This is a genomic window from Streptomyces sp. NTD107 (assembly GCF_059510435.1).
The window spans coordinates 32,281-52,250 of sequence record NZ_JCAJZV010000014.1 but is presented as its reverse complement, the minus strand read 5'-3'; the positions used below and the strand labels follow the sequence as shown (position 1 = coordinate 52,250).

General features: G+C 70.7%; 21 protein-coding genes, 1 tRNA gene and 1 pseudogene. 19 read left to right on the top strand and 4 right to left on the bottom strand.

Annotation, left to right across the window (positions count from 1 at the left end):
- Window positions 1-238: 238 nt before the first annotated feature.
- The 13 genes from AC5WRL_RS23470 to AC5WRL_RS23410 all read left to right on the top strand — a co-directional run bounded on the left by AC5WRL_RS23470 (window position 239) and on the right by AC5WRL_RS23410 (window position 11,250).
- Window positions 239-502, top strand: coding sequence for a hypothetical protein (locus AC5WRL_RS23470; protein WP_496090627.1), 264 nt, complete (start codon window positions 239-241; stop codon window positions 500-502).
- Window positions 499-975: a Pycsar system effector family protein gene (locus tag AC5WRL_RS23465; protein WP_496090626.1), complete on the top strand. Its 477-nt coding sequence runs from the start codon at window positions 499-501 to the stop codon at window positions 973-975. Before AC5WRL_RS23470 ends, AC5WRL_RS23465 begins: the two co-directional genes overlap by 4 nt.
- Window positions 972-2,102, top strand: a complete 1,131-nt coding sequence (locus tag AC5WRL_RS23460; protein ID WP_496090625.1) for a conjugal transfer protein — start codon at window positions 972-974, stop codon at window positions 2,100-2,102. Before AC5WRL_RS23465 ends, AC5WRL_RS23460 begins: the two co-directional genes overlap by 4 nt.
- The gene (locus AC5WRL_RS23455; protein ID WP_496090624.1) at window positions 2,099-2,764 is read left to right on the top strand and encodes a DNA cytosine methyltransferase; all 666 of its coding nucleotides are present in this window, start codon (window positions 2,099-2,101) and stop codon (window positions 2,762-2,764) included. Before AC5WRL_RS23460 ends, AC5WRL_RS23455 begins: the two co-directional genes overlap by 4 nt.
- Window positions 2,761-3,096, top strand: a complete 336-nt coding sequence (locus AC5WRL_RS23450) for a hypothetical protein (protein ID WP_496090623.1) — start codon at window positions 2,761-2,763, stop codon at window positions 3,094-3,096. Before AC5WRL_RS23455 ends, AC5WRL_RS23450 begins: the two co-directional genes overlap by 4 nt.
- A 46-nt stretch (window positions 3,097-3,142) precedes the next feature.
- Window positions 3,143-3,460 (top strand): hypothetical protein, encoded by a 318-nt coding sequence (locus AC5WRL_RS23445; RefSeq protein WP_496090622.1) that lies wholly within the window; start codon window positions 3,143-3,145, stop codon window positions 3,458-3,460.
- A 90-nt stretch (window positions 3,461-3,550) separates the two neighbouring features.
- Entirely contained in the window at window positions 3,551-5,737 is a 2,187-nt protein-coding gene (locus AC5WRL_RS23440) for an FtsK/SpoIIIE domain-containing protein (protein WP_496090621.1), read from the top strand.
- A gap of 189 nt (window positions 5,738-5,926) precedes the next feature.
- Window positions 5,927-6,394 carry a hypothetical protein gene (locus AC5WRL_RS23435; RefSeq protein WP_496090620.1) on the top strand — a complete coding sequence of 156 codons (468 nt, stop codon included), beginning with the start codon at window positions 5,927-5,929 and terminating at the stop codon, window positions 6,392-6,394.
- 23 nt (window positions 6,395-6,417) lie between these two features.
- Complete coding sequence (locus AC5WRL_RS23430; RefSeq protein ID WP_496090619.1) at window positions 6,418-6,834, top strand: hypothetical protein; 417 nt, start codon at window positions 6,418-6,420, stop codon at window positions 6,832-6,834.
- A gap of 149 nt (window positions 6,835-6,983) precedes the next feature.
- On the top strand, window positions 6,984-7,877 hold the full coding sequence (locus AC5WRL_RS23425) for a bifunctional DNA primase/polymerase (protein ID WP_496090618.1): 894 nt from the start codon (window positions 6,984-6,986) through the stop codon (window positions 7,875-7,877).
- Window positions 7,874-9,373: an AICE element replication initiation protein gene (locus tag AC5WRL_RS23420; RefSeq protein ID WP_496090617.1), complete on the top strand. Its 1,500-nt coding sequence runs from the start codon at window positions 7,874-7,876 to the stop codon at window positions 9,371-9,373. The genes AC5WRL_RS23425 and AC5WRL_RS23420 overlap by 4 nt, the downstream gene beginning before the upstream one ends.
- A 463-nt stretch (window positions 9,374-9,836) precedes the next feature.
- Window positions 9,837-10,034, top strand: a complete 198-nt coding sequence (locus AC5WRL_RS23415) for an excisionase family DNA-binding protein (protein WP_496090726.1) — start codon at window positions 9,837-9,839, stop codon at window positions 10,032-10,034.
- A 1-nt stretch (window position 10,035) separates the two neighbouring features.
- Entirely contained in the window at window positions 10,036-11,250 is a 1,215-nt protein-coding gene (locus AC5WRL_RS23410) for a tyrosine-type recombinase/integrase (protein WP_496090616.1), read from the top strand.
- Window positions 11,251-11,315: 65 nt separating this feature from the next.
- Here AC5WRL_RS23410 and AC5WRL_RS23405 read toward each other — a convergent pair.
- A tRNA-Gly gene (locus AC5WRL_RS23405) sits at window positions 11,316-11,386 on the bottom strand.
- 102 nt (window positions 11,387-11,488) lie between these two features.
- On the opposite strand from AC5WRL_RS23405, the gene AC5WRL_RS23400 reads away from it, so the two are divergent.
- Window positions 11,489-11,668: a hypothetical protein gene (locus AC5WRL_RS23400; RefSeq protein WP_496090615.1), complete on the top strand. Its 180-nt coding sequence runs from the start codon at window positions 11,489-11,491 to the stop codon at window positions 11,666-11,668.
- Here AC5WRL_RS23400 and dcd read toward each other — a convergent pair.
- From dcd to AC5WRL_RS23385, 3 genes and pseudogenes are all read right to left on the bottom strand, one after another.
- On the bottom strand, window positions 11,636-12,211 hold the full coding sequence (dcd, locus tag AC5WRL_RS23395; RefSeq protein ID WP_496090614.1) for a dCTP deaminase: 576 nt from the start codon (window positions 12,209-12,211) through the stop codon (window positions 11,636-11,638). The two genes, AC5WRL_RS23400 and dcd, sit on opposite strands and share 33 nt — an antisense overlap.
- A gap of 17 nt (window positions 12,212-12,228) precedes the next feature.
- Window positions 12,229-12,891: pseudogene (locus AC5WRL_RS23390) on the bottom strand (Yip1 family protein); the annotation flags it as partial.
- 89 nt (window positions 12,892-12,980) lie between these two features.
- Window positions 12,981-15,149: a (Fe-S)-binding protein gene (locus tag AC5WRL_RS23385; RefSeq protein WP_496090613.1), complete on the bottom strand. Its 2,169-nt coding sequence runs from the start codon at window positions 15,147-15,149 to the stop codon at window positions 12,981-12,983.
- 96 nt (window positions 15,150-15,245) lie between these two features.
- On the opposite strand from AC5WRL_RS23385, the gene AC5WRL_RS23380 reads away from it, so the two are divergent.
- The 5 genes from AC5WRL_RS23380 to grpE all read left to right on the top strand — a co-directional run bounded on the left by AC5WRL_RS23380 (window position 15,246) and on the right by grpE (window position 19,922).
- Window positions 15,246-15,611: a DUF488 domain-containing protein gene (locus AC5WRL_RS23380; protein ID WP_496090612.1), complete on the top strand. Its 366-nt coding sequence runs from the start codon at window positions 15,246-15,248 to the stop codon at window positions 15,609-15,611.
- A 51-nt stretch (window positions 15,612-15,662) separates the two neighbouring features.
- On the top strand, window positions 15,663-16,307 hold the full coding sequence (locus AC5WRL_RS23375) for an NADPH-dependent F420 reductase (protein ID WP_496090611.1): 645 nt from the start codon (window positions 15,663-15,665) through the stop codon (window positions 16,305-16,307).
- Window positions 16,308-16,320: 13 nt separating this feature from the next.
- On the top strand, window positions 16,321-17,151 hold the full coding sequence (locus AC5WRL_RS23370; RefSeq protein ID WP_496090610.1) for a peptidoglycan recognition protein family protein: 831 nt from the start codon (window positions 16,321-16,323) through the stop codon (window positions 17,149-17,151).
- Window positions 17,152-17,262: 111 nt separating this feature from the next.
- On the top strand, window positions 17,263-19,134 hold the full coding sequence (gene dnaK, locus AC5WRL_RS23365) for a molecular chaperone DnaK (RefSeq protein ID WP_496090609.1): 1,872 nt from the start codon (window positions 17,263-17,265) through the stop codon (window positions 19,132-19,134).
- Window positions 19,131-19,922 carry a nucleotide exchange factor GrpE gene (grpE, locus tag AC5WRL_RS23360; protein WP_496090608.1) on the top strand — a complete coding sequence of 264 codons (792 nt, stop codon included), beginning with the start codon at window positions 19,131-19,133 and terminating at the stop codon, window positions 19,920-19,922. Before dnaK ends, grpE begins: the two co-directional genes overlap by 4 nt.
- Window positions 19,923-19,970 lie beyond the last annotated feature (48 nt).

Sequence of the window (19,970 nt, the reverse complement as noted above, 5' to 3'; positions counted from 1 at the left end):
AGACCGAAAGGTCGACGCGTTCCACGCCTACGAACGGGAGCACGCTCCCGAAGGGGACGCACCCTGCACAACCAAGTCTCATCAGCCGCTGGCGGTTGCCTCCCCCGCCCGGACTCGCGCCGGGCGGGGTCGAGGGGAGCCGGACAGCCCGTTCCCGCTTTCATGCCGCCGGTGCGGCGGGTTCCACACCACTGAACCCCCGCCGCCCGGCTCTACCCGCCCTTTGGAGGGCTTTGACATGCGTTCTTTCATCGGCACCCATGAGGTGCTGGACAACAGTGACTTCCTGGAGCTGGCGCTTGGTACGCCGGCCGAGCTGTGGCTCGGCAGCGCTGAGGAGTCCGCCGAGGCGCGGGCCGCGCGTATGGACGCGGCCGACGACATCTTGGCCGATGCCCCCGAGCTGGCCACGCCGGTCGCCATCCTGACGGCGCTGGCCATCGAGGAGCACATCCGCCAGATCGCCACCGCCCGCCGGGGCCGGACGGCGGTGGCGTCGTGACCACGAACCCGGACCTGACCCCCGCCGCCGACACCGCGCTGAACGGTGCCCTGTCTGAGGTTCAGTCGCAGATCGCCCGCACGGACACCAAGGCCGGTCTGCTGATGGCGGTGGTGACCGGCTCGCTCGCCGCGATCGGGGCCGCCGGTTCTGCGGTGACGCTGCCGCTGGTCGGCGCGATCGCCGCCGGCACCGGCGCCGCCGCGCTGGTGGTGGCCGCCGTGATGCTGCTGTCGGTCATCCGCCCGCGACTGGGAGGCAACGACCGCGCGTCCTTCCCGTACTGGGCCGGTCTGACCGGTGACCAGGTGCGGGAGTCGCTGACCGAGGACCGCCGCCACCACGCGATCGCGGTGCTGTCCCGGATCGCGGTGGCCAAGCACCGCGCGCTTCAGCGGGCCGTTGACGCCATCCGCACCGGCGGCGCGCTGCTGGTCATCGCCGCACTGACCCTGATCGGCGGTGCCCTGTGAACGACACACAGACGCAGGACACCCCGACCGCCGGCCGGTCGCTCAGCAAGGCACAGAAGGCCGTTCTGACGCTGGCGTTCGTGCCGATGCTCGGCACCGGTATCGCTGGCGGGATCGGCACCTACACGAACATCGCTGCCGAGTACGGGCAGGGAACGGCGGTCGGCGCTGTCGCGGCCGGTGAAGGCGCCACGGCGGTGCTCGCGCTGGTGCTGCTGGGGCTGACCATGCTGGGACAGTCCTCACCCGCCGTCGTCCGGATCGGGCTGTGGCTTCTTCCTGCCGCCGCGTCCGCGATGGCCGTCACCGCCGCCGACGACATCGGCCAGGGCGTCATCTACGCCGTCACCCCGATGGGCATGACCGTGGCCGCTGAAGGCATGGCCTTCCTCGCACGGCGGATCGTGGTGCACCAGAACGGCGGGCGGGATGTCGAAGCCGACGCCCGCGCCGCCGAACTGGTCCGGGAGCTGGCCTACCACCGCGCCCGCGCCACCTCCCACCCCGATGAGGGGAAGCGGAAGTCTTCCGAGCGCCGGTCGTGGCGGTTGGCCCGGAAGGTCGGGCACGGTGACCCGACTCTCGCCGGTGGACTGCTCACCATTCAGCGGACCCGACTCCAGTCCGGTGCCGACGCCGCGTTGGCCGACATGTTCGGTGGCGCCCCGACTGCACCGACCGGGCCGGTCGTGGTGGAAGATCCCACCCCCGCTCTGGTGAATGCGGAGGAATCCACACGGGACACCGTAAAGCGGTCGCCCTCTGACCTGCCCGAACAGCGGTCCGAGACCGCTGCCGAGTCGGCCCCGGCCGCCCCGGAAGTCGTGCCCGACTCCGACCCCGAACCCGCGCCGGTCGCCCCCGACCGGGCGCCCCGACCGGCGGTCGCGGCGGCCGACTCCCCCCGCCCGGCCCGGGTGAGCGCGCCGGTCCCCCCGGCCGCCCGCACAACCAACCGCAAGCGGACGTGGGACGAACTCCTCACCGAAGCCCGGACCGCTACGGCCGACTGGGACGACAGCCGACTGACCGCCAACAGCATCCGGCTCGCGGTCCGCACGTCCGCCGAGAACGCCCGCCGCCTGCGGGACGCCCTCAAGGCCGACCGGGCGGGGGTCGTGTCGTGAGGCGAGGGACGGTGCTGGATCTGTTCTGCTGCCAGGGCGGCGCCACCCGGGGGTATCAGCTCGCCGGCTACCGCGTGGTGGGGGTGGATATCTCCCCGCAGCCGCGTTACGTCGGCGACGCCTTCCACCAGGCGGATGCGCTGGTGTTCCTGCGGGAGAACGCGGACTGGATCCGCTCCGAGGTGGCGTTCGTCCACGCCTCGCCGCCATGCCAGGGATACAGCGTCACCCAGCAGCTTCAGGGCAACATGCACCCGGAGCTGATCGGCCCGGTGCGGGATGCGCTGGAGGCGATCGGGGTGCCGCGGGTCATCGAGAACGTGGAGGGCGCCCGCGGCCACATGCACGATCCGGTGGTGCTGTGCGGGGCCGCGTTCGGCCTCAAGACCTACCGCCACCGCCTGTTCGAGGCATCGTTCCCGCTCGGACAGCCACTGCATCCCCGGCACACGGCGCCGCTGGCCAAGATGGGCCGCCCCGCACGGCCGGGGGAGTTCCGGCAGTACGTCGGGAACTTCCCCGGCGTCGCCGACGCCCGCACCGACATGGGCATGCCCTGGGCCAACCGCGACGGACTGCGCGAAGCGATCCCCCCGGCCTACGCCCTGTGGATCGCCCGCCAGTACCTCACCGCCACGGCGGGCCGGGAGGTAGCCGCGTGAACGAGCCGATCGTCTGCGCATCGCTGTGGAGTGCGGTGATGCGGGCCGCCGGCTGGCGCTGCCAGTGCCGGGGCGCGTGCGGCCAGCCCCACAAGAAGGGCGACGGGCGCTGCACGCACGAGCACGGCAAGTACGCCAGTAAGCACCGCGCACCGGTCCGGCTGACCGCCGCCCCCGCCGACCCGGCCACCACCGGCATCACTGCCGCCCGCCTGCCGCGCGGGGAACTGGCCGCCTGGTGCTCCGGCTGTCTCGACCAAGCCCGACGCGCCGCCCGCAAGGCCGCCGCGTCGGCGCCGGACCCGGCCCAGTCCGGGCTGTTCGACCTCTAACCGTTCCCCCTGTGACCCGGCCGCACGGCCGACGAAAGGACACATCGTGTCTACCCCCCGCCTGTTCACCGCTGGTGAGAAGACCGCCCGGATCACCGCGCTCGCCAAGGACCTGATGGCCGGCAACAGCGGCAGTGACAAGCACCTGAACCGCATCGACGCCATCAACGCGCGCGGTGAGGAGCGCTACGCCCGCCAGTACGCCGCCTGGCTGGTGGAGCTGGAGGAAGCGAAGAACGCGGCGGCCGTGACGCGGACGGCTGAGCGGTGCGCGTCCCGCGCCGAGAAGTCCGACGCGAAGAAGGCCCGCAAGGACGCCGAGAACCGGCTGAAGCGGGTGGAGCGGGCCGAGCCGCGCGGATGATTTCGCCCCCGGGGACGGCTGCCCGCCTGGCAGCATCGCGGCTGTCCCCGGGGCCCCTGACCCATCTGGTGAGACAGGAGAGCCCCCAGCATGACCGACGTATCTGTGAACGGCACCGTCCGCCCGCCCAAACTCGCCACCCGGCCCGCCCCGGTGTCCCTGGCCAAGACCCGCAAGACCGAGACGCTGGCGCCGGTCGTTCCCCTCCACCCCAACGCGCCCGCCGCCGTACCGGCCGCTGTGGGGCCGCGTAAGAAGCGGCGGGTACTTAAGGCCGGGCGCGCGCTGCGGAAGGCTGTCACGGGTGAACACGCCCGCACCGCAGGGCGTTTGGCCGTGCGGCACAGCCTCTACATCGCCGGTGGCACCCGCGTGGTGGCCCGGCGGGCGTGGTCGGCCCGCACCGCCGCCCGGTACGAGCGGATGATGCAGGCCGCTGAAGCCGCTGGTCTGCACGATGTCGCGCGGGAGTGGGAGGAGCGCGGCCGTGCATGGCGGGCCGCCCGGCATCAGCGGCGCATGGATCTGCTGACCGCCCCGCAGAAGATCGCCCGGGGCGCCGTCGCCGGTGCCGCGACCGGCGCCGGTGTGCTGCTGGCGCTGGGGGGTGCGCTGGCGTGGTCCACCGGGTCGTGGGCGGATGTCCTCACCCCCACGATCGGCCTGATCGAGGGCATCCGCTGGGCTGCGGACTTCATCGCCATGGTGTGGGGCCCGGCCACGACCGCCGCACCGTGGCTCGCCGTCGCCGGGCTGTGGGCGGTCGGGCGGCACGCGCAGACCGCCCCGACGTGGGCCATGCCCGCCGCACAGCGCGCGGTCGGGACCGATGCGGGGGCGCCGATCACCCCGAGCATCGTGGTCACCGCGCTGCGGGATCTGGGGATCGCGCCGCTTCGGACGGCCATCAAGCGGATGGGCGACGCTGGCGCGCAGATGCTCGGCCCGATCGTGATCGCCGGGTGCGGCGTCGAAGTCGATGTGACGTTGCCGTCCGGTGTGTCCACGGATGAGGTGCAGAAGCGCCGGAAGAAGCTCGCCGAGAACCTCAGCAGGCATGAGCACGAGGTGTTCATCACCATTCCCCCGGCCGCCCGCACGGTGCGGCTGTGGATTGCCGACTCGGGCGCGCTGGATGAGCCGATCGGCCCGTCCCCGCTGGTCACCGACCCCGACACCGGCGCCGACTACAAGAGTGGCCGGGCCCCGTGGGGACAGGACCTTCGCGGTGATGCCGCCGCGATCAGCCTGTTCCAGCGGCACCTTCTCATCACGGGTCTGTCGAACCAGGGCAAGACCGCTTCACTGCGGGCGCTGGCGCTGTGGCTCGCGCTCGACCCCACCGTTGAATTCCGGCTCGCTGACCTGAAGGGCATCGGCGACTGGGGCATGTTCGACGGCTTGGCCACGGTGCTGATCGAGGGCCCGACCGATGAGCACGTGATCGAGGCCACCGAGATGGTGGAAGGTCTCGTTGCCGAGATGGAACGGCGCCTTCTCGCCCCGCGCGGCACGGTCTTCCCCCCGCTGGTCGGCATCGTGGACGAAGCGCAGGTCGCGTTCATGTGCCCGGCCATCGGGAAGGACAAGCGGCCCTACGGCGGGACCAAGGCGAACAGCCGGTACTTCAACGCCGTGCGGAAGATCCACAACCAGGGCCGGGCGGTGTCCGTGACGCTGTGGCAGGGGACGCAGGACCCCACCAACGACAACCTCCCCAAGCTCGTGCGGGAGGGCGCGCACATCCGCGCCTCGCTGGTTCTGGGCACGGAGTCTCAGGGCCGGATGGCGCTGGGGGACAAGGCGATCGACGGCGGGGCCGCCCCGCATCTGCTGCGGCAGGGACTCGACAAGGGCACCGTCGTGGTCGCCGGGGACGGCATCAAGGTCCCGGCCGGACAGAGCAGCATCACCGTGCGGACGCACTACGTCGATGACGCCGCCGCGAACGAGATCGCCGAGCGGGCCAAGGCAAGCCGCGGGGACGTCACCACCGCCACCAGCGCGGCGGACGACACCCCCGTCGATCACCTTGCCGACATCGCCGCCGTGCTCGGTGACGCCGACCGGATGCGCACGGACGAGGTGCGGCAGCGGCTCGCCGAACGCAACCCGCGCGAGTACCGCGAGTGGACCGCGTCCGACCTGACCCACCTCCTGAGCGAGGCCGGGGCCGCCCCCTACAAGAGCGGCGGCGTCATGGTCGTGGCCCGCGCTCGCGTCCGCGACGCCATCGCCAACCGGCGCGACGACACCGCCGAAAGTGACAGTGAGTGAAGGGAGGCGGCGAGGGAGGCGGGGAGAACTCCCCAACTGCCTCCCTCGCCCTACCTCCCCAGCCTGATCAGCGGCGATGACCTGCAAGCGAGGCAGGGAGGCGCCCCCAGGGACCGCCCCCAAGCCCCTGGAAACCGCGTCCCCGGGCACCCCTTGCCTCCCTCCCCGACACGCACAGTGAGGAACGTCATGGATCGCCTGCCCGACACCACTACCGCGCTCACCCCCACCACCATCACCCCCGGACCCCTCGAACCGGCCCCGGCGAGTGAGCCGATGGTGTGGGTGCCCGGCCCCGGAAACGGTTTCGTCGCCGTGCCCCGCTCGATCCTGCCCGCCGACTACTTCGACCCGCCCGCACCCGCACCGCAGCCCCCGGCCCGGGGTGGGTTCGGGGCGGGCATCGACCCCCGCGCTCAGGTCCTCGCCGCCGGCGGCATCGGGATCGGGGCGGCCGGATGGGGACTCGGACAGGTCCTCTCCGCGTTCGCCGGACTCGGCACCGCCGGTCTCGCCGCACTCGCGCTGGCCGCCGTTGTCGCCCGCATGCCCCGCCCCGGCATGACCGCCGCTGACAGCTCCACCCCGGGACCGACCACGGAAATCCACGTGCACCGGGGCGCCCGCGTCAAGGCACGCAACCTCAACATCCGCTGACATCCCCCGGGAGGAAGCTCGCGATGATCGACACCACCTACCGTGGCCGCATCTACCGTGACCCGGCTGGCCGCCACTGGGCACACAGCGGCGAGACCCGCCACGAGAAGACCCCCGGCCGCTGGCTGCACCGTCTGTACCCGGCAGTCCAGGACCCCGGCACCGGCCGGTGGGAACGCGGCACTGGCGACCCGATCGAAAGCACCCTGTGGGCGGAGCACCCTCCGTTTGTTGAGGTGTCGGCCGACCCGCTGGCCGACCCCCGCATCGCCCGACTCCACACCCTGCTCATGACACTGCTGGCCGACTACACCCAGCACACCGGCCACCCCCACCCCCAGGACGCTGAACTGCGAACGGCGATGGAAGACGTCGCGTTCCTGCCCGTCCAGGCCCGCCGCGCCCGCGTGCACGCCGCGCGCGTCGCCCGCCGCCGCTGACGGCTGCCCGATCCGCCGGACCCTCCCGGCGGTGAGGAGAGCCGGACAGATTCCGACTCCGAGAACGCCAAGGGCGGCGAGTTCCACACCAATGAACCCCCGCCGCCCCGGCTTCTACCCGCCCCGCTCAGAGAACGGAGCACTACAGCATGACACCTGACACTCTGCCCGCGCTGCACCGCGTGGCACTCGACCGCGCCGCGCACGGACTGCCGGTCCTGCCCCTGCGAGCCGGGAAGCTCCCGCTCGGCAACTGCGACGACTGCCGCAACGACAGCCGCCGCATCCCGCGCTGCGGCGGCCGGCCGAACATGCTGACCGCCGGGCCCTGCGTCTGCCCGCACCCCTGCCACGGCTGGGCCGCCGCCGCCACCGACCCCGCCGTCCTCAGCTCCCGTCCATGGGTCCGTGCCTGGCAGCAGGCCGCCGCGCTCGCCTACCACCCCGGCGGCGCGGGCGTCACCGTGGTGGACCTGGACAACCCGGCGGCGGTCGCCTGGGCCCAGTCCACCCTGCCGCCCACGGTCACGGTGCCCACGACCCGGGGCGAGCACTGGATCTACCGGGGTGTGATGCGGTCCCACAACGCGGTGCGGCCCGGCGTGGACATCAAGTCCTGGGGTGCGTATGCCCGGTGGCTGGGGCCCGGCACCGGCACCCTCGCCGTTCTTCCGGCCGCCGTTCGCGCGCTGCCGGTGAAGGAGGGCACCGCCGCGATCGGGCCGGTGGTGGTGGGTTCGGCCCGGTGGGATCGGACGGTGGCCACGGGTTGCCGTCACACCGCCCGGTACGTGCGTCACGGCCTGGACAAGGGCCTGTCCCTGGTCCGCTCGCGCACCGAGTCCGGTGCCGGGTCTCAGGCGTACGGCGTGGCGCGGTTCCTCGGTGCCCAGCACCGTGGTTGCCCGGGGCCGTGCGACCTGGAGGGCATCGGCGCGGACATCATCGGCGCCGCCGTCTCCGTCGGTGTCCCGCAGGACTACGCGGCCCGCGCGGTCGCCCGTGGGTTCGCCACGGCTGGGGTGGAGGTGGCGGCGGCGTGAGCGAGCCGGATGACAAGCAGTCGGCGCGCGAGCTGATCGCGAAGTACGCGCTGGAGCACTTCGAGTACTTCCGCACCCCGGACGGCACCCCCTATGCCCAGCGGGCCGGGCACCCGGTCGCCCGGCCGATGAAGAGTCAGGGCGTCGCCGGAAGCCACCGCCAGGAGCTGATGCTCGACATGTTCCACGAAGGGCTGGGGGTGTTCTCCGGCACGGCGATGAAGGAAGCGCTCGACCTGATCGAGGCCCTGACCCTGCGCGGTGAGCTGCGGGAAGTCAGTCTTCGCGTCGCCCGGTGTTCGGCGACCCCGGGTGTGACGTGGCTCGATCTGGGGCGGGATGACGGTCGGTCAGTCCGGATCGCCCCGGGCGGCTGGGAAGTCCGCACACCGAAGGTCGATGAGGTGGTGTGGCGGCGGACCCAGCTCACCGGAGAGCTGCCGATCCCCGAGTCCGGTCACGGCCTTGCCGGTATCGATCGGCTGTGGGGGCTGTGCAACTTCTCCGACGCCGAATCCTCCGCACTGGCGGTGGCGTGGCTGCTGGGGTGCCTTGACCCCACGGTGCCGGTGCCCGCCCCGTTCCTCACCGGCCCGCAAGGGGCGGGGAAGAGCACGTCGGCCCGGATGCTCACCCGCGTGATCGAGGGCATGAGCGCGGACCTGCGGCGTGCCCCGAAGGACGAGGACGGCCTGATCACGGCCGTGGCGGCGGGGTGGATCACCCCGCTCGACAACCTGAGCCATCTGTCGGCGGACATGTCCGACCTGATGTGCTGCATCGTGACCGGCGCCGAAACCCTCAAGCGCGCGCTGTACACCGACGGGGATGTGCACCGCTCCCGCTACCGCCGGCCGCTACTGCTGACCGGTATCGACGTCGGCGTCATCCGCCCGGACCTTGGTGAACGCCTCCTGCATCTCAAGCTTGAGCGGCCCGAGCGGCGGCGGCCGGAAGCTGATTTGTGGGCTGACTTCGCCGATGCGCTGCCCGCGATCCTCGGTGGCGTTCTCGACCTGGCGGCTGAGGCCCGGACGCAGCAGGTGGAGACGCCGACCGATCTGCGGATGGCGGACTTCGCCCACCTGTGCAGCCAGTTCGACCAGGTCCACCACCTGGGGGCGGTGAACGCCTACCGGGCCAGCCTGGATGACCTCACCGATGACGTGATCGAAGGCGACGTGTTGGCACAGACTGTTCTCCAGTACGCCGCCACCATGGGCACCGCCCCGGCTCAGCAGTCGTCGACGGCCTGGCTCGACGTCTTCACCCGGCTCTACTCCGGCAGCAGCGAGGACAGCGCCTACCGCCCCGTGCCGAAGGGCTGGCCGACCACCGGCAAGGTGCTCTCCGACCGGCTCAAGCGCCTGCAACCGACGCTGGCAGCGCGGGGCGTCATCGTCGAATGGGGCCGTCGCTCCCGACAGGAAGACCCCGGACGCTCCCGGTTCATCGAGATCACCAGCAAGCTAACGGCCGCCTGTAGTTCTCTTTGAAGCTCTCTCTGTCCTAAGAAGGGGAACCCTGCGTCCCCCTGCGGGACACGGCCTCTGAAAGGGCCCCTGAGCTGGGCTTTCGAGGGGGGGACGCAGACTCGCGCTCTGCGTCCCCCCGTGCGTCCCCCTGTGGACCACAGCGGGCGTTCTGCGTCCCCCTTCCTGTGGTCCTGCGTCCCCCCTGCGTCCCCCCGGTTTCCGCAGCTCAGAGCGCGTCCCGGGCCGCAGGACCGCAGGGGGACGCAGATTCCGGAACCTAAGACATTCACCGGCCGCCCTGTCTGCCGACCGTGCCCGGAAGAGGCCACCCGCGTCGCGGCGAGGTGGCCTCTTTCTGTCCTTAAGGCATGGTCCACCGGCGACTGTGGCCGCCCTCTGACATCTGAACCGCCCCCGCCTTCGCCTGCTGGGAGAGACCGTGAGCACCACACCCAAAGCACCGGCCGCCGCGCCTGACCGCTATCTGTCCGTAAGCGAGGTAGCAGCGCGTCTCGGAACGACGGAGCGCTTTCCTCGCCGCCTCATTGCTGAGCGCCGTATTACGTTCGTGAAGCTTGGGAGGCATGTGCGTATCCCCGAGAGCGCCTTGGGCGCCTACCTGGAAGCCAACACCGTGCGTCCCGTCCAGCGGCGGCGGACGCGGTTCGGGCGGGTGGCCTGAGATGGCGAACAAGAAGGGGAAGCGACGTACTTTCGGCGCCATCCGGAAGCTCCCATCGGGCCGCTTTCAAGCGCGTTATCCAGGGCCGGATGGAGTGATGCGCCCCGCTGACCGTACGTTCGAGAGCAAGACGGAAGCGGACGATTGGCTTGCTGAGAAGCAGACCGAAGTACGGGGCGGTGATTGGCGCGACCCGGACGCCGGGGCCGTGAGCTTCGGTACGTACGCCGCTGAGTGGGTGGAGGAGAGGGAAATCTCCCCCACGACGGAAGAACTGTACCGGCGGCTGCTGCGGTTGCACCTCTTGCCGACTTTCGGCGAAACGGATCTGGACCAGATCACCGCACCGAAGGTCCGTGCCTGGCGTACGGAGCGCAAGAAGGCCACCGGGGCAACGACCGTTGCCAAGTCGTATCGGCTACTGAAGGCCATCCTGGAGACAGCCACCGATGACGAGTTGATCCGCAGGAACCCGTGCCGGATCAAGGGTGCCGGGGCGGAGAAGCCGGCGGAGCGGCCGACCGCCACCGTCGCTCAGATCGACGCCATGGCGGATGCCATGGGGCCGCGCTGGCGGCTGTTCGTCCTCCTGGGCACGTACGGGCCGATGCGTCCTGAGGAACTGGCGGAACTGCGGCGCTCGGACGTGGCCATGACCGCCGAGGAAGCAGAGGAGCTGTTCGGGCCGGAAGAGGAGCCGGGGGATGAGCCGCTGCTCGGTGTGTGGGTGCGGCGGGCCGCCCCGGAGCTGACCACCGGCCGGCGGGTGCTTGGTGACCCGAAGTCGAAGGCGGGGAAGCGGTTCATCGTGTTGCCTGCGTTCCTGGAGAAGGACCTTCGGCGGCATCTCGACTGGTACGCGCAGAAGGGGCCGGACGGGCTGTTGTTCGTGGGGGAGCGTGGTGCGCCTTTCCGGCGGTCCACCTTCGGGCGGAAGTGGCGCCGGGCCCTGGCCGTCGCCGGGCTCCCGAAGGGCTTCCGGTACTACGACACCCGGCACACCGGCCACAACGTCTCGACCCGCAGCGGGGCGACCCTCAAGGACACGATGGTTCGCGCCGGGCAGTCCTCGGAGAAGGCCGCCATGGTCTACCAGCACTCCGACGTTGAGCGGCAGCGCGAAGTGGCGGCGAAGATCGACGCAGCCGTACGGAAGAGGCGGAACACGGCTGCCGGGAAGCAAGCATCTGGCACGAATCTGGCACGCGGCTCCTGACAGATTCGAACACGACGAAGGCCCAGTTCGGGGAGTGTGTCCCTGACCTGGGCCTTCGTTGCAAGAGCGGGCGACGAGAATCGAACTCGCGCTCTGAGCTTGGGAAGCTCATGTTCTACCATTAAACTACGCCCGCCGGGAGCTGGAACCAGTTTAGCGTATCCCGGGAGTGGCTGGGGACGGGTGTCGGGGGCATCGCCTAGGGTGGCGGCGTTGTCGGCGTCTGGAGGGGTCTGTTTTGCAGGTCACCGTTGTCCGTTGTGCCGAGGGGCATGTGTTTGCCACCCCGCGTTTTCCCTTGCAGCAGTTGCGCAGTGACCGGATCGGTCCCGCGCGGTTGCTGAGGTGTCCGCGGTGCGCCCGGTTGCGCAGTGCCGTGCGGGTATCAGACCTGGGTGCGGTGGAAGTTCAGGTATGACCGGGACGGGGTCGGCCCGCGCTGGTTCTGGTAGCGGGAGCCGACCCCGCTCGATCCGTAGGGGTGTTCGGCCGGCGAGGTCAGCCGGAACATGCACAGCTGGCCGATCTTCATGCCGGGCCAGAGTTTGATCGGGAGCGTGGCCACGTTCGACAGCTCCAGCGTCACATGGCCCGAGAACCCCGGGTCGATGAAGCCGGCCGTCGAGTGGGTCAGCAGGCCGAGGCGGCCCAGTGAGCTCTTGCCCTCCAGCCGGGAGGCCACATCCTCGGGGAGCGTGATCACCTCGTACGTGGAGGCGAGGACGAACTCCCCGGGGTGCAGGATGAACGGCTCGTCGCCCGCCGGTTCGATCACCCGGGTCAGATCCGGCTGTTCGACCGAGGGGTCGATGTGCGGGTAGCGGTGGTTCTCGAACACCCGGAAGAATCGGTCGAGGCGTACGTCGATGCTGGAGGGCTGCACCATCGACGGATCGAAGGGGTCGATCCGTACCCGCCCGGCGTCGATTTCGGCCCGGATGTCCTTGTCTGAGAGAAGCACCCGAGAAGGCTACAGCGTCACAGCGTGCCGAGCTTCACCAGCATCAGCAGCGACAGCAGCTGGATCGCCGACGCCGCCAGGGCGCGCGGCCACGGGAGTTCGTGCGAGCGGGCCACCATCATCGTGAACAGCGCGCCTGCGAAGAGCCAGGTCGCCCAGCCCAGTATCTGCACCACCGGGGTGGCCCCGCCGAGGAAGATCGCCACCACCAGGCGCGGTACGTCGGTGAGTGCCATGATCAGCATCGCCAGGCCGGTGGTCGGCGCCCACAGTCCGTTGCCGCCGAACTGCCGGGCCAGGTTGTGGGTGACGGTGGACAGCAGCAGCGAGCCGAGCACCATCGCCACCCCGGTGATCAGCAGGTAGATCACCGCGTTGGAGACCGTGGTGTTGAGTATGTCCTCGCGCGCCTTGTCCAGGCCGAAGACCGCCACCGAGCCGTACAGGAAGGTGACGATCAGCGCCGGGCCCCACACCGGGTAGTCCCGCATCCGCCAGAAGGTCGGGCCGGGCCGGAAGAGGATGGCCGGCAGCAGTTCCTTCCAGTGGAGCGGGGGCTCGGGGGGCTGCTGCGGCGGTTCCGTCAGGTCCGCCGCCGGGTATCCGTAGCCGCCGTCCGCAGCCGCCGCCCCGTAGCCGTCGTCGTAGTACGGCTCGGCGGGGTACGGCTGCGGGTAGGGCTGCTGCGGATCTTGCTCGCGCTTCCTTCGTTGTCCGGGCACAAGTACGAACGTACCCTCTTCCGGCGGTCTTCCGATCCCGGTCCGTGTCAGCTGACGGGGTCTTCCACGGTGCTGTGCGGCTCGGCCGCCGCCTCAGGTGTTTTCACCGAGCTCAGCAGCAGCTGCGCCACGTCCACCACCTGGAGGTTCTCCTTCGCCGCCCCGCTCTCCTTCTTCCCGTTGACCGAGTCGGTCAGCATCACGAGGCAGAAGGGGCAGGCGGTGGAGACGATGTCCGGGTTGAGGGAGAGGGCCTCGTCGACGCGCTCGTCGTTGACGCGCTTGCCGATCCGCTCCTCCATCCACATCCGCGCCCCGCCCGCGCCGCAGCAGAAGCCGCGCTCCTTGTGCCGGTGCATCTCCTCGTTGCGCAGCCCGGGCACCCGGCCGATGATCTCGCGCGGCGGGGTGTACACCTTGTTGTGCCGGCCCAGGTAGCAGGGGTCGTGGTACGTGATCAGGCCCTCGACCGGGGTGACCGGCACCAGTCGGCCGGTGTCGATGAGGTGCTGGAGCAGCTGGGTGTGGTGGATGACCTCGTACCGGCCGCCGAGCTGCGGGTACTCGTTGGCGAGGGTGTTGAAGCAGTGCGGGCAGGTGGCCACGATCCGCTTGACCGGGATGGAGCCGAACGCCTCGTTCAGCGTTTCCACGTTCTGCTGCCCGAGCTGCTGGTACAGGAACTCGTTGCCGAGCCGCCGCGCCGAGTCGCCGGTGCAGGTCTCCTCGCCGCCCATGATCGCGAACTTCACCCCGGCCGTGTGGAGGAGTTCCGCGAAGGCTTTGGTGGTCTTCTTGGCGCGGTCCTCCAGAGCGCCGGCACAGCCCACCCAGTACAGGTAGTCGACCTCGGTGAGGTCCGCCACGTCCTGGCCGACGACCGGCACCTCGAAGTCGACCTCCTTCGTCCACTCCAGGCGCTTCTTCTTGGCGAGGCCCCACGGGTTGCCCTTGCGCTCCAGGTTCTTCAGCATCGTGCCGGCCTCGCTGGGGAACGCCGATTCGATCATCACCTGATAGCGGCGCATGTCGACGATGTGGTCGACGTGCTCGATGTCCACCGGGCACTGTTCGACGCACGCGCCGCAGGTGGTGCACGACCACAGCACGTCCGGGTCGATGACCCCGCCCTCCGCCTCGGTGCCGATCAGCGGGCGCTCCGGGGCCTGCGGCGCGCCCTCGCCGGCCGCCAGCAGGTACGGGGCCTTGGCGTGCGCGTGGTCGCGCAGCGACATCACCAGGAGCTTCGGGGACAGCGGCTTGCCGGTGTTCCAGGCCGGGCACTGCGACTGGCAGCGTCCGCACTCGGTGCAGGTGGAGAAGTCCAGCAGGCCCTTCCACGAGAAGTGTTCGATCTGCGAGACGCCGAACTGGGCGTCCTCCGCGGGGTCCTCGAAGTCGATCGGCTTGCCGCCGGAGGTCATCGGCTGGAGCGCGCCCAGCGCCGTACCGCCGTCCGCCTCCCGCTTGAACCAGATGTTGGGGAAGGCCAGGAAGCGGTGCCAGGCGACGCCCATGGAGGTGTTCAGCGCCACCGTGATGGCCCACACCATCGAGACGCCGATCTTGATGAGGACGACCAGGTAGACGAGGTTCTGGAGGGTGCCGATGCTGAGCCCGTCGAAGAGGGTGACCAGCGGGTACGAGACGAAGTAGGCCGCCTGGTAGCCGCTCACGTGGTGCAGGGCGCCCTCCAGGCCGCGCAGCAGCAGGATGGCCACGCCGATGGTGAGGATGACGTACTCCACGAAGTACGCCTGCCAGGCCGTCGAGCCGGTGAAGCGGGATTTGCGGCCGGCCCTGGACGGCAGGTTCAGCAGCCGGATGGCGATCAGGACGAGGATGCCGACGGTGGTGCCGGCGGCGAAGAACTCCGTCCACATCTCGAAGGGGGTGAAGCCGCCGATCACCGGGAGCAGCCAGTCGGCCGAGAAGAGCTGCCCGTACGCCTGGAGGAGGGTGGGGACCAGGGTGAGGAAGCCGAGTGCGACCAGCCAGTGGGCGACGCCGACGATGCCCCAGCGGTTCATCCGGGTGTGGCCGAGGAATTCCTTGACCAGGGTGAGGGTGCGCGCCCCGGGGTCGCCGGTGCGGGCGCCCTCGGGCACGGGTTGGCCCAGGCGCAGGAAGCGGACGATCTCCACGATCGCCCGGCTGAACAGTGCTACGGCGACAGCGGTGAGCACCAGCGAGACAACGATGGCGGCCAGTTGCATGTCAGCTCCTGTCGGTCTTACTGGGCGGTAACTTAACGGCTTCGTCTGAGGGTACCCACTTCATCGGCCATCCCGGAAACATCTTGGAGGACAGCCATGACAACCCGGCCCGACATCCAGGTGCGCAGGGTGTACGACCCACCGGACAAAGCGGACGGCACCCGGGTGCTCATCGACCGGATCTGGCCGCGCGGCATCACCAGGGCGGCGGCCCGCGTCGACGCGTGGCCCAAGGACATCACCCCCTCCACCGCGCTGCGCCGCTGGTTCCACGGGCCGCAGGGCTCGTACGCGGAGTTCCGCCGCCGCTATCTGGCCGAGCTGAAGGCCCCCGAACGGGCCGACGAGATCGAACGGCTGCGCGCCGAGGCCCGTACCCGTACCGTCACCCTGCTGACCTCGGTCAGGGAGCCGGAGCACAGCCACGCCGCGGTGCTCGCCGAACGGCTGCGGGCCCGCTGAGGCGGGGTCGGCCGACGTGCGCGCCCCCGGGGGCCGTGGTCCGATATGCCCATGATCGTGACCATCGTCGGCGCCGGCAGCATGGCCCGGGGCATCGGCACCCGCGCCCTGGCCGGCGGGCACAGCGTCCGGCTCATCGACCACTCCGCCGACAAGGCGCGCGCCCTGGCCGACGAACTGCGCCAGGCGGCCCCGGCCGGCCACGTACAGTCCTCCGACGCCATCGGGGTCGAGGACGCCGACATCGTGGTGCTCGCCGTGCCCCACCCCGCCGGCCGCGACCTGGTCGCCGACTACGGCACCGCGCTCACCGGCTCGGTGGTCGTGGACATCTGCAACCCCGTCGACTTCGCCACCTTCGACTCCCTCGTGGTCCCGCCCGGCAGCTCCGCCGCCGAGCAGATCGCCGCCGAGGCCGCGCCCGGCGTCCCCGTCGTCAAAGCCTTCAACACCACCTTCGCCAGCACCCTCATGGCCGGCGAGGTGGCAGGCCAGCGGCTGGACGTGTTCCTCGCCGGCGACGACGAGGGCGCCAAGGCCACCGTCGCCGAACTCGTCTCCTCCGGCGGACTGCGCCCGCTGGACGTCGGGCCGCTGCGCCGGGCGCGCGAGCTGGAGGGGTTCCAGTTCCTGCTGATGACGGTCCAGGACCGGCTCGGCTTCGACTGGGCCGGCGCGCTCAAGATCATCTCTTAGGGGCGGGGTGAGCGTGAGGCAGCCGACCGACATCACCACCGCAGCCGCCGGACCGCGGCGCCGCTGGGCGCTGGCCGCCGCCGTGCTGCCGCTCGCCCTCCTGGTCACCTGGGACGGCGCCCCCGGTGCCGGCGGGGCCGGCGCCCGCGGCACCCGCCCCGACGGCGCCCCGGCCGTCACCCAGCACGCCATCGCCCGGCCGGACCGGATCATCACCCGCCGGCAGTGGGGCGCGGACGAGTCGCTGCGCTCCGGGCCGACCACGTACACCGGCTCCGTCAAGGCCGTCTTCCTGCACCACACCGCGCACCCCGACGACTACGACTGCGCCGAGGCGCCCGAGCTGCTGCGCGAGATGTACGCCTACCACGTCAGCCGCCGGGGCTGGGACGACCTCGGCTACAACTTCATGGTCGACAAGTGCGGCACCATCTACGAGGGACGGGCCGGCGGCCTGGACCGCAACGCCTACGGCGCGCACACCGAGGGCTTCAACAGCGACACGGTGGGGATCGCCGTCCTGGGCACCTACGATCAGCTGCCGCCGCCCCAGGAGGTGCTCGACGCGATCGCCAGGATCGCCGCCTGGAAGCTGCGCACCGGCGTGGATCCGCGCGAGCGCACCCGCCTGGTCTCCACCAACAACGACAGCCGTTTCGGCGAGGGCGAGGCCGTGGATGTCGAGGTGATCTCCGGGCATCGCGACACCTCGTACACCGACTGCCCGGGCGAGGCCCTGTACGCGGCCCTGCCCGCCATTCGTACCGAGGCGGCCCGACTGCGGGCCGATGGGGCACAGACCGTGACCTCGGGCCGGGGTGGTGGTCACGTTCCGCGTCCTTGAGCGTAAGGATGAGATAAGAGTTGAGCCTGGCCCACTCAGGTCATTTGACGCCGGTCGCGGCCTGCGGCACTCTTGAGTCAGATTCACTCAACAGTGCTGGAGGAAACCGAAATGGCACGAGCGGTCGGCATCGACCTGGGCACGACGAACTCCGTCGTCAGTGTTCTCGAAGGCGGTGAGCCCACCGTCATCACCAACGCCGAGGGCGCCCGGACCACGCCGTCCGTCGTCGCCTTCGCGAAGAACGGTGAGGTGCTCGTCGGCGAGGTCGCCAAGCGCCAGGCCGTCACCAACGTGGACCGGACCATCCGCTCGGTCAAGCGTCACATGGGCACCGACTGGAAGGTGCACCTGGACGGCAAGGACTTCAACCCGCAGCAGATGTCCGCGTTCATTCTCCAGAAGCTGAAGCGCGACGCCGAGGCATACCTGGGCGAGAAGGTCGTCGACGCGGTGATCACCGTCCCGGCGTACTTCAACGACCACGAGCGGCAGGCCACCAAGGAGGCCGGCGAGATCGCCGGCCTGAACGTGCTGCGGATCGTCAACGAGCCGACCGCCGCCGCCCTCGCCTACGGCCTGGAGAAGGACGACCAGACCATCCTGGTCTTCGACCTCGGTGGCGGTACGTTCGACGTCTCGCTGCTGGAGATCGGCGACGGTGTCGTCGAGGTCAAGGCCACCAACGGTGACAACAACCTCGGTGGTGACGACTGGGACCAGCGGGTCGTGGACCACCTGGTGCGGCAGTTCGCCTCCGCGCACGGCGTGGACCTCAGCAAGGACAAGATGGCCCTCCAGCGGCTGCGCGAGTCCGCCGAGAAGGCGAAGATCGAGCTGTCCTCGTCCACCGAGACCACGATCAACCTGCCCTACATCACGGCGTCCGCCGAGGGCCCGCTGCACATGGACGAGAAGCTCACCCGGGCGCAGTTCCAGCAGCTGACCGCGGATCTGCTGGAGCGCTGCAAGACCCCGTTCCACAACGTCATCAAGGACGCCGGCATCCAGCTGTCCGAGATCGACCACGTGGTGCTGGTCGGCGGCTCCACCCGGATGCCCGCCGTCGCCGAGCTGGTGCGCGAGCTGACCGGTGGCAAGGACGCCAACAAGGGCGTCAACCCGGACGAGGTCGTCGCCATCGGCGCCAGCCTCCAGGCCGGTGTGCTCAAGGGTGAGGTCAAGGACGTCCTGCTGCTGGACGTCACCCCGCTGTCCCTCGGTATCGAGACCAAGGGCGGCATCATGACCAAGCTGATCGAGCGCAACACCACGATCCCGACCAAGCGTTCCGAGATCTTCACCACGGCCGAGGACAACCAGCCGTCCGTGCAGATCCAGGTCTACCAGGGCGAGCGCGAGATCGCGGCGTACAACAAGAAGCTCGGGATGTTCGAGCTGACCGGTCTGCCGCCGGCGCCGCGCGGCGTGCCGCAGATCGAGGTCACCTTCGACATCGACGCCAACGGCATCATGCATGTCTCCGCCAAGGACCTCGGTACCGGCAAGGAGCAGCGGATGACCGTCACCGGTGGCTCCGCGCTGCCGAAGGACGACATCGAGCGCATGATGCGCGACGCCGAGCAGTACGCGGACGAGGACCACCGCCGCCGGGAGGCCGCAGAGACCCGTAACCAGGCCGAGCAGCTGGTCTACACCACGGAGAACTTCCTCAAGGAGAACGCCGAGAAGGTTCCCGGCGAGGTGAAGACCGAGGTCGAGGCCGCGGTCGCCGACCTCAAGGAGAAGCTGAAGGGCGAGGACACCGCGGCGATCCGCGAGGCGTCCGAGACGGTCGCCTCCACCAGCCAGAAGCTGGGCCAGGCGATGTACGCGGACGCGCAGGGCGCCCAGGCGGCCGGTGCGGGCGCGGGCGGCGCGGGTGCGGCCGGCGGTGCGCAGGGCGCCGGCGGCGGCGCCGAGGACGACGTCGTCGACGCCGAGATCGTGGACGACGACAAGCCGAAGGGTGGTGCGGCGTGACCCAGGACCCGCAGGGCTTCGACAAGGAGCCCGAGGTCCCCGACGCCGAGGCCGCGCAGTCCGACGCCACCCCCGCCGATCCGGAGCACCCGGACGGCGGGGGGGCGCCGGCCCCCGGTGACGGGGGCGGGCCGGGCGCGGGCGGTGCGGGCGGTGCGGGCGGCGACGCCGGGCAGCCCTCCGTCGAGGTGGCGCTGACCGCGCAGCTCGACCAGACCCGCTCGGCGCTCACCGAGCGCACCCAGGACCTTCAGCGGCTCCAGGCGGAGTTCCAGAACTACCGCCGCCGGGTGGAGCGCGACCGGATCGCCGTCAAGGAGATCGCGATCGCCAATCTGCTCACCGAACTGCTGCCGGTGCTGGACGACATCGGCCGGGCCCGGGACCACGGCGAGCTGGTCGGCGGCTTCAAGCAGGTGGCCGAGTCGCTGGAGACGGTGGCGGCCAAGATGGGCCTGGCGCAGTTCGGCAAGGAGGGCGAGCCCTTCGACCCGATGGTCCACGAGGCGCTCATGCACAGCTACTCGCCGGATGTCACCGAGACGACGTGCGTGCAGATCCTTCAGCCCGGGTATCGGATCGGCGACCGGACGATCCGCCCCGCGCGGGTCGGGGTCGCCGAGCCGCAGCCGGGCGCCCAGCCCGCGGCGGCCCCGGCGGCATCGGACGGGGACCGGCCGGCCGAGCAGAAGCAGCAGGAGGACGGTGCGGCAGGGTCGGCGCCGTCCGAGCAGGAGAACGGAACCGGCGGTGGCAGCGGCGATGCCGCCGCCCCCGACGAGGGCTGAGGCTGAGGGAATGCGGCTGACCGGTCAGGCCGGAAAGGAGGGACGTCG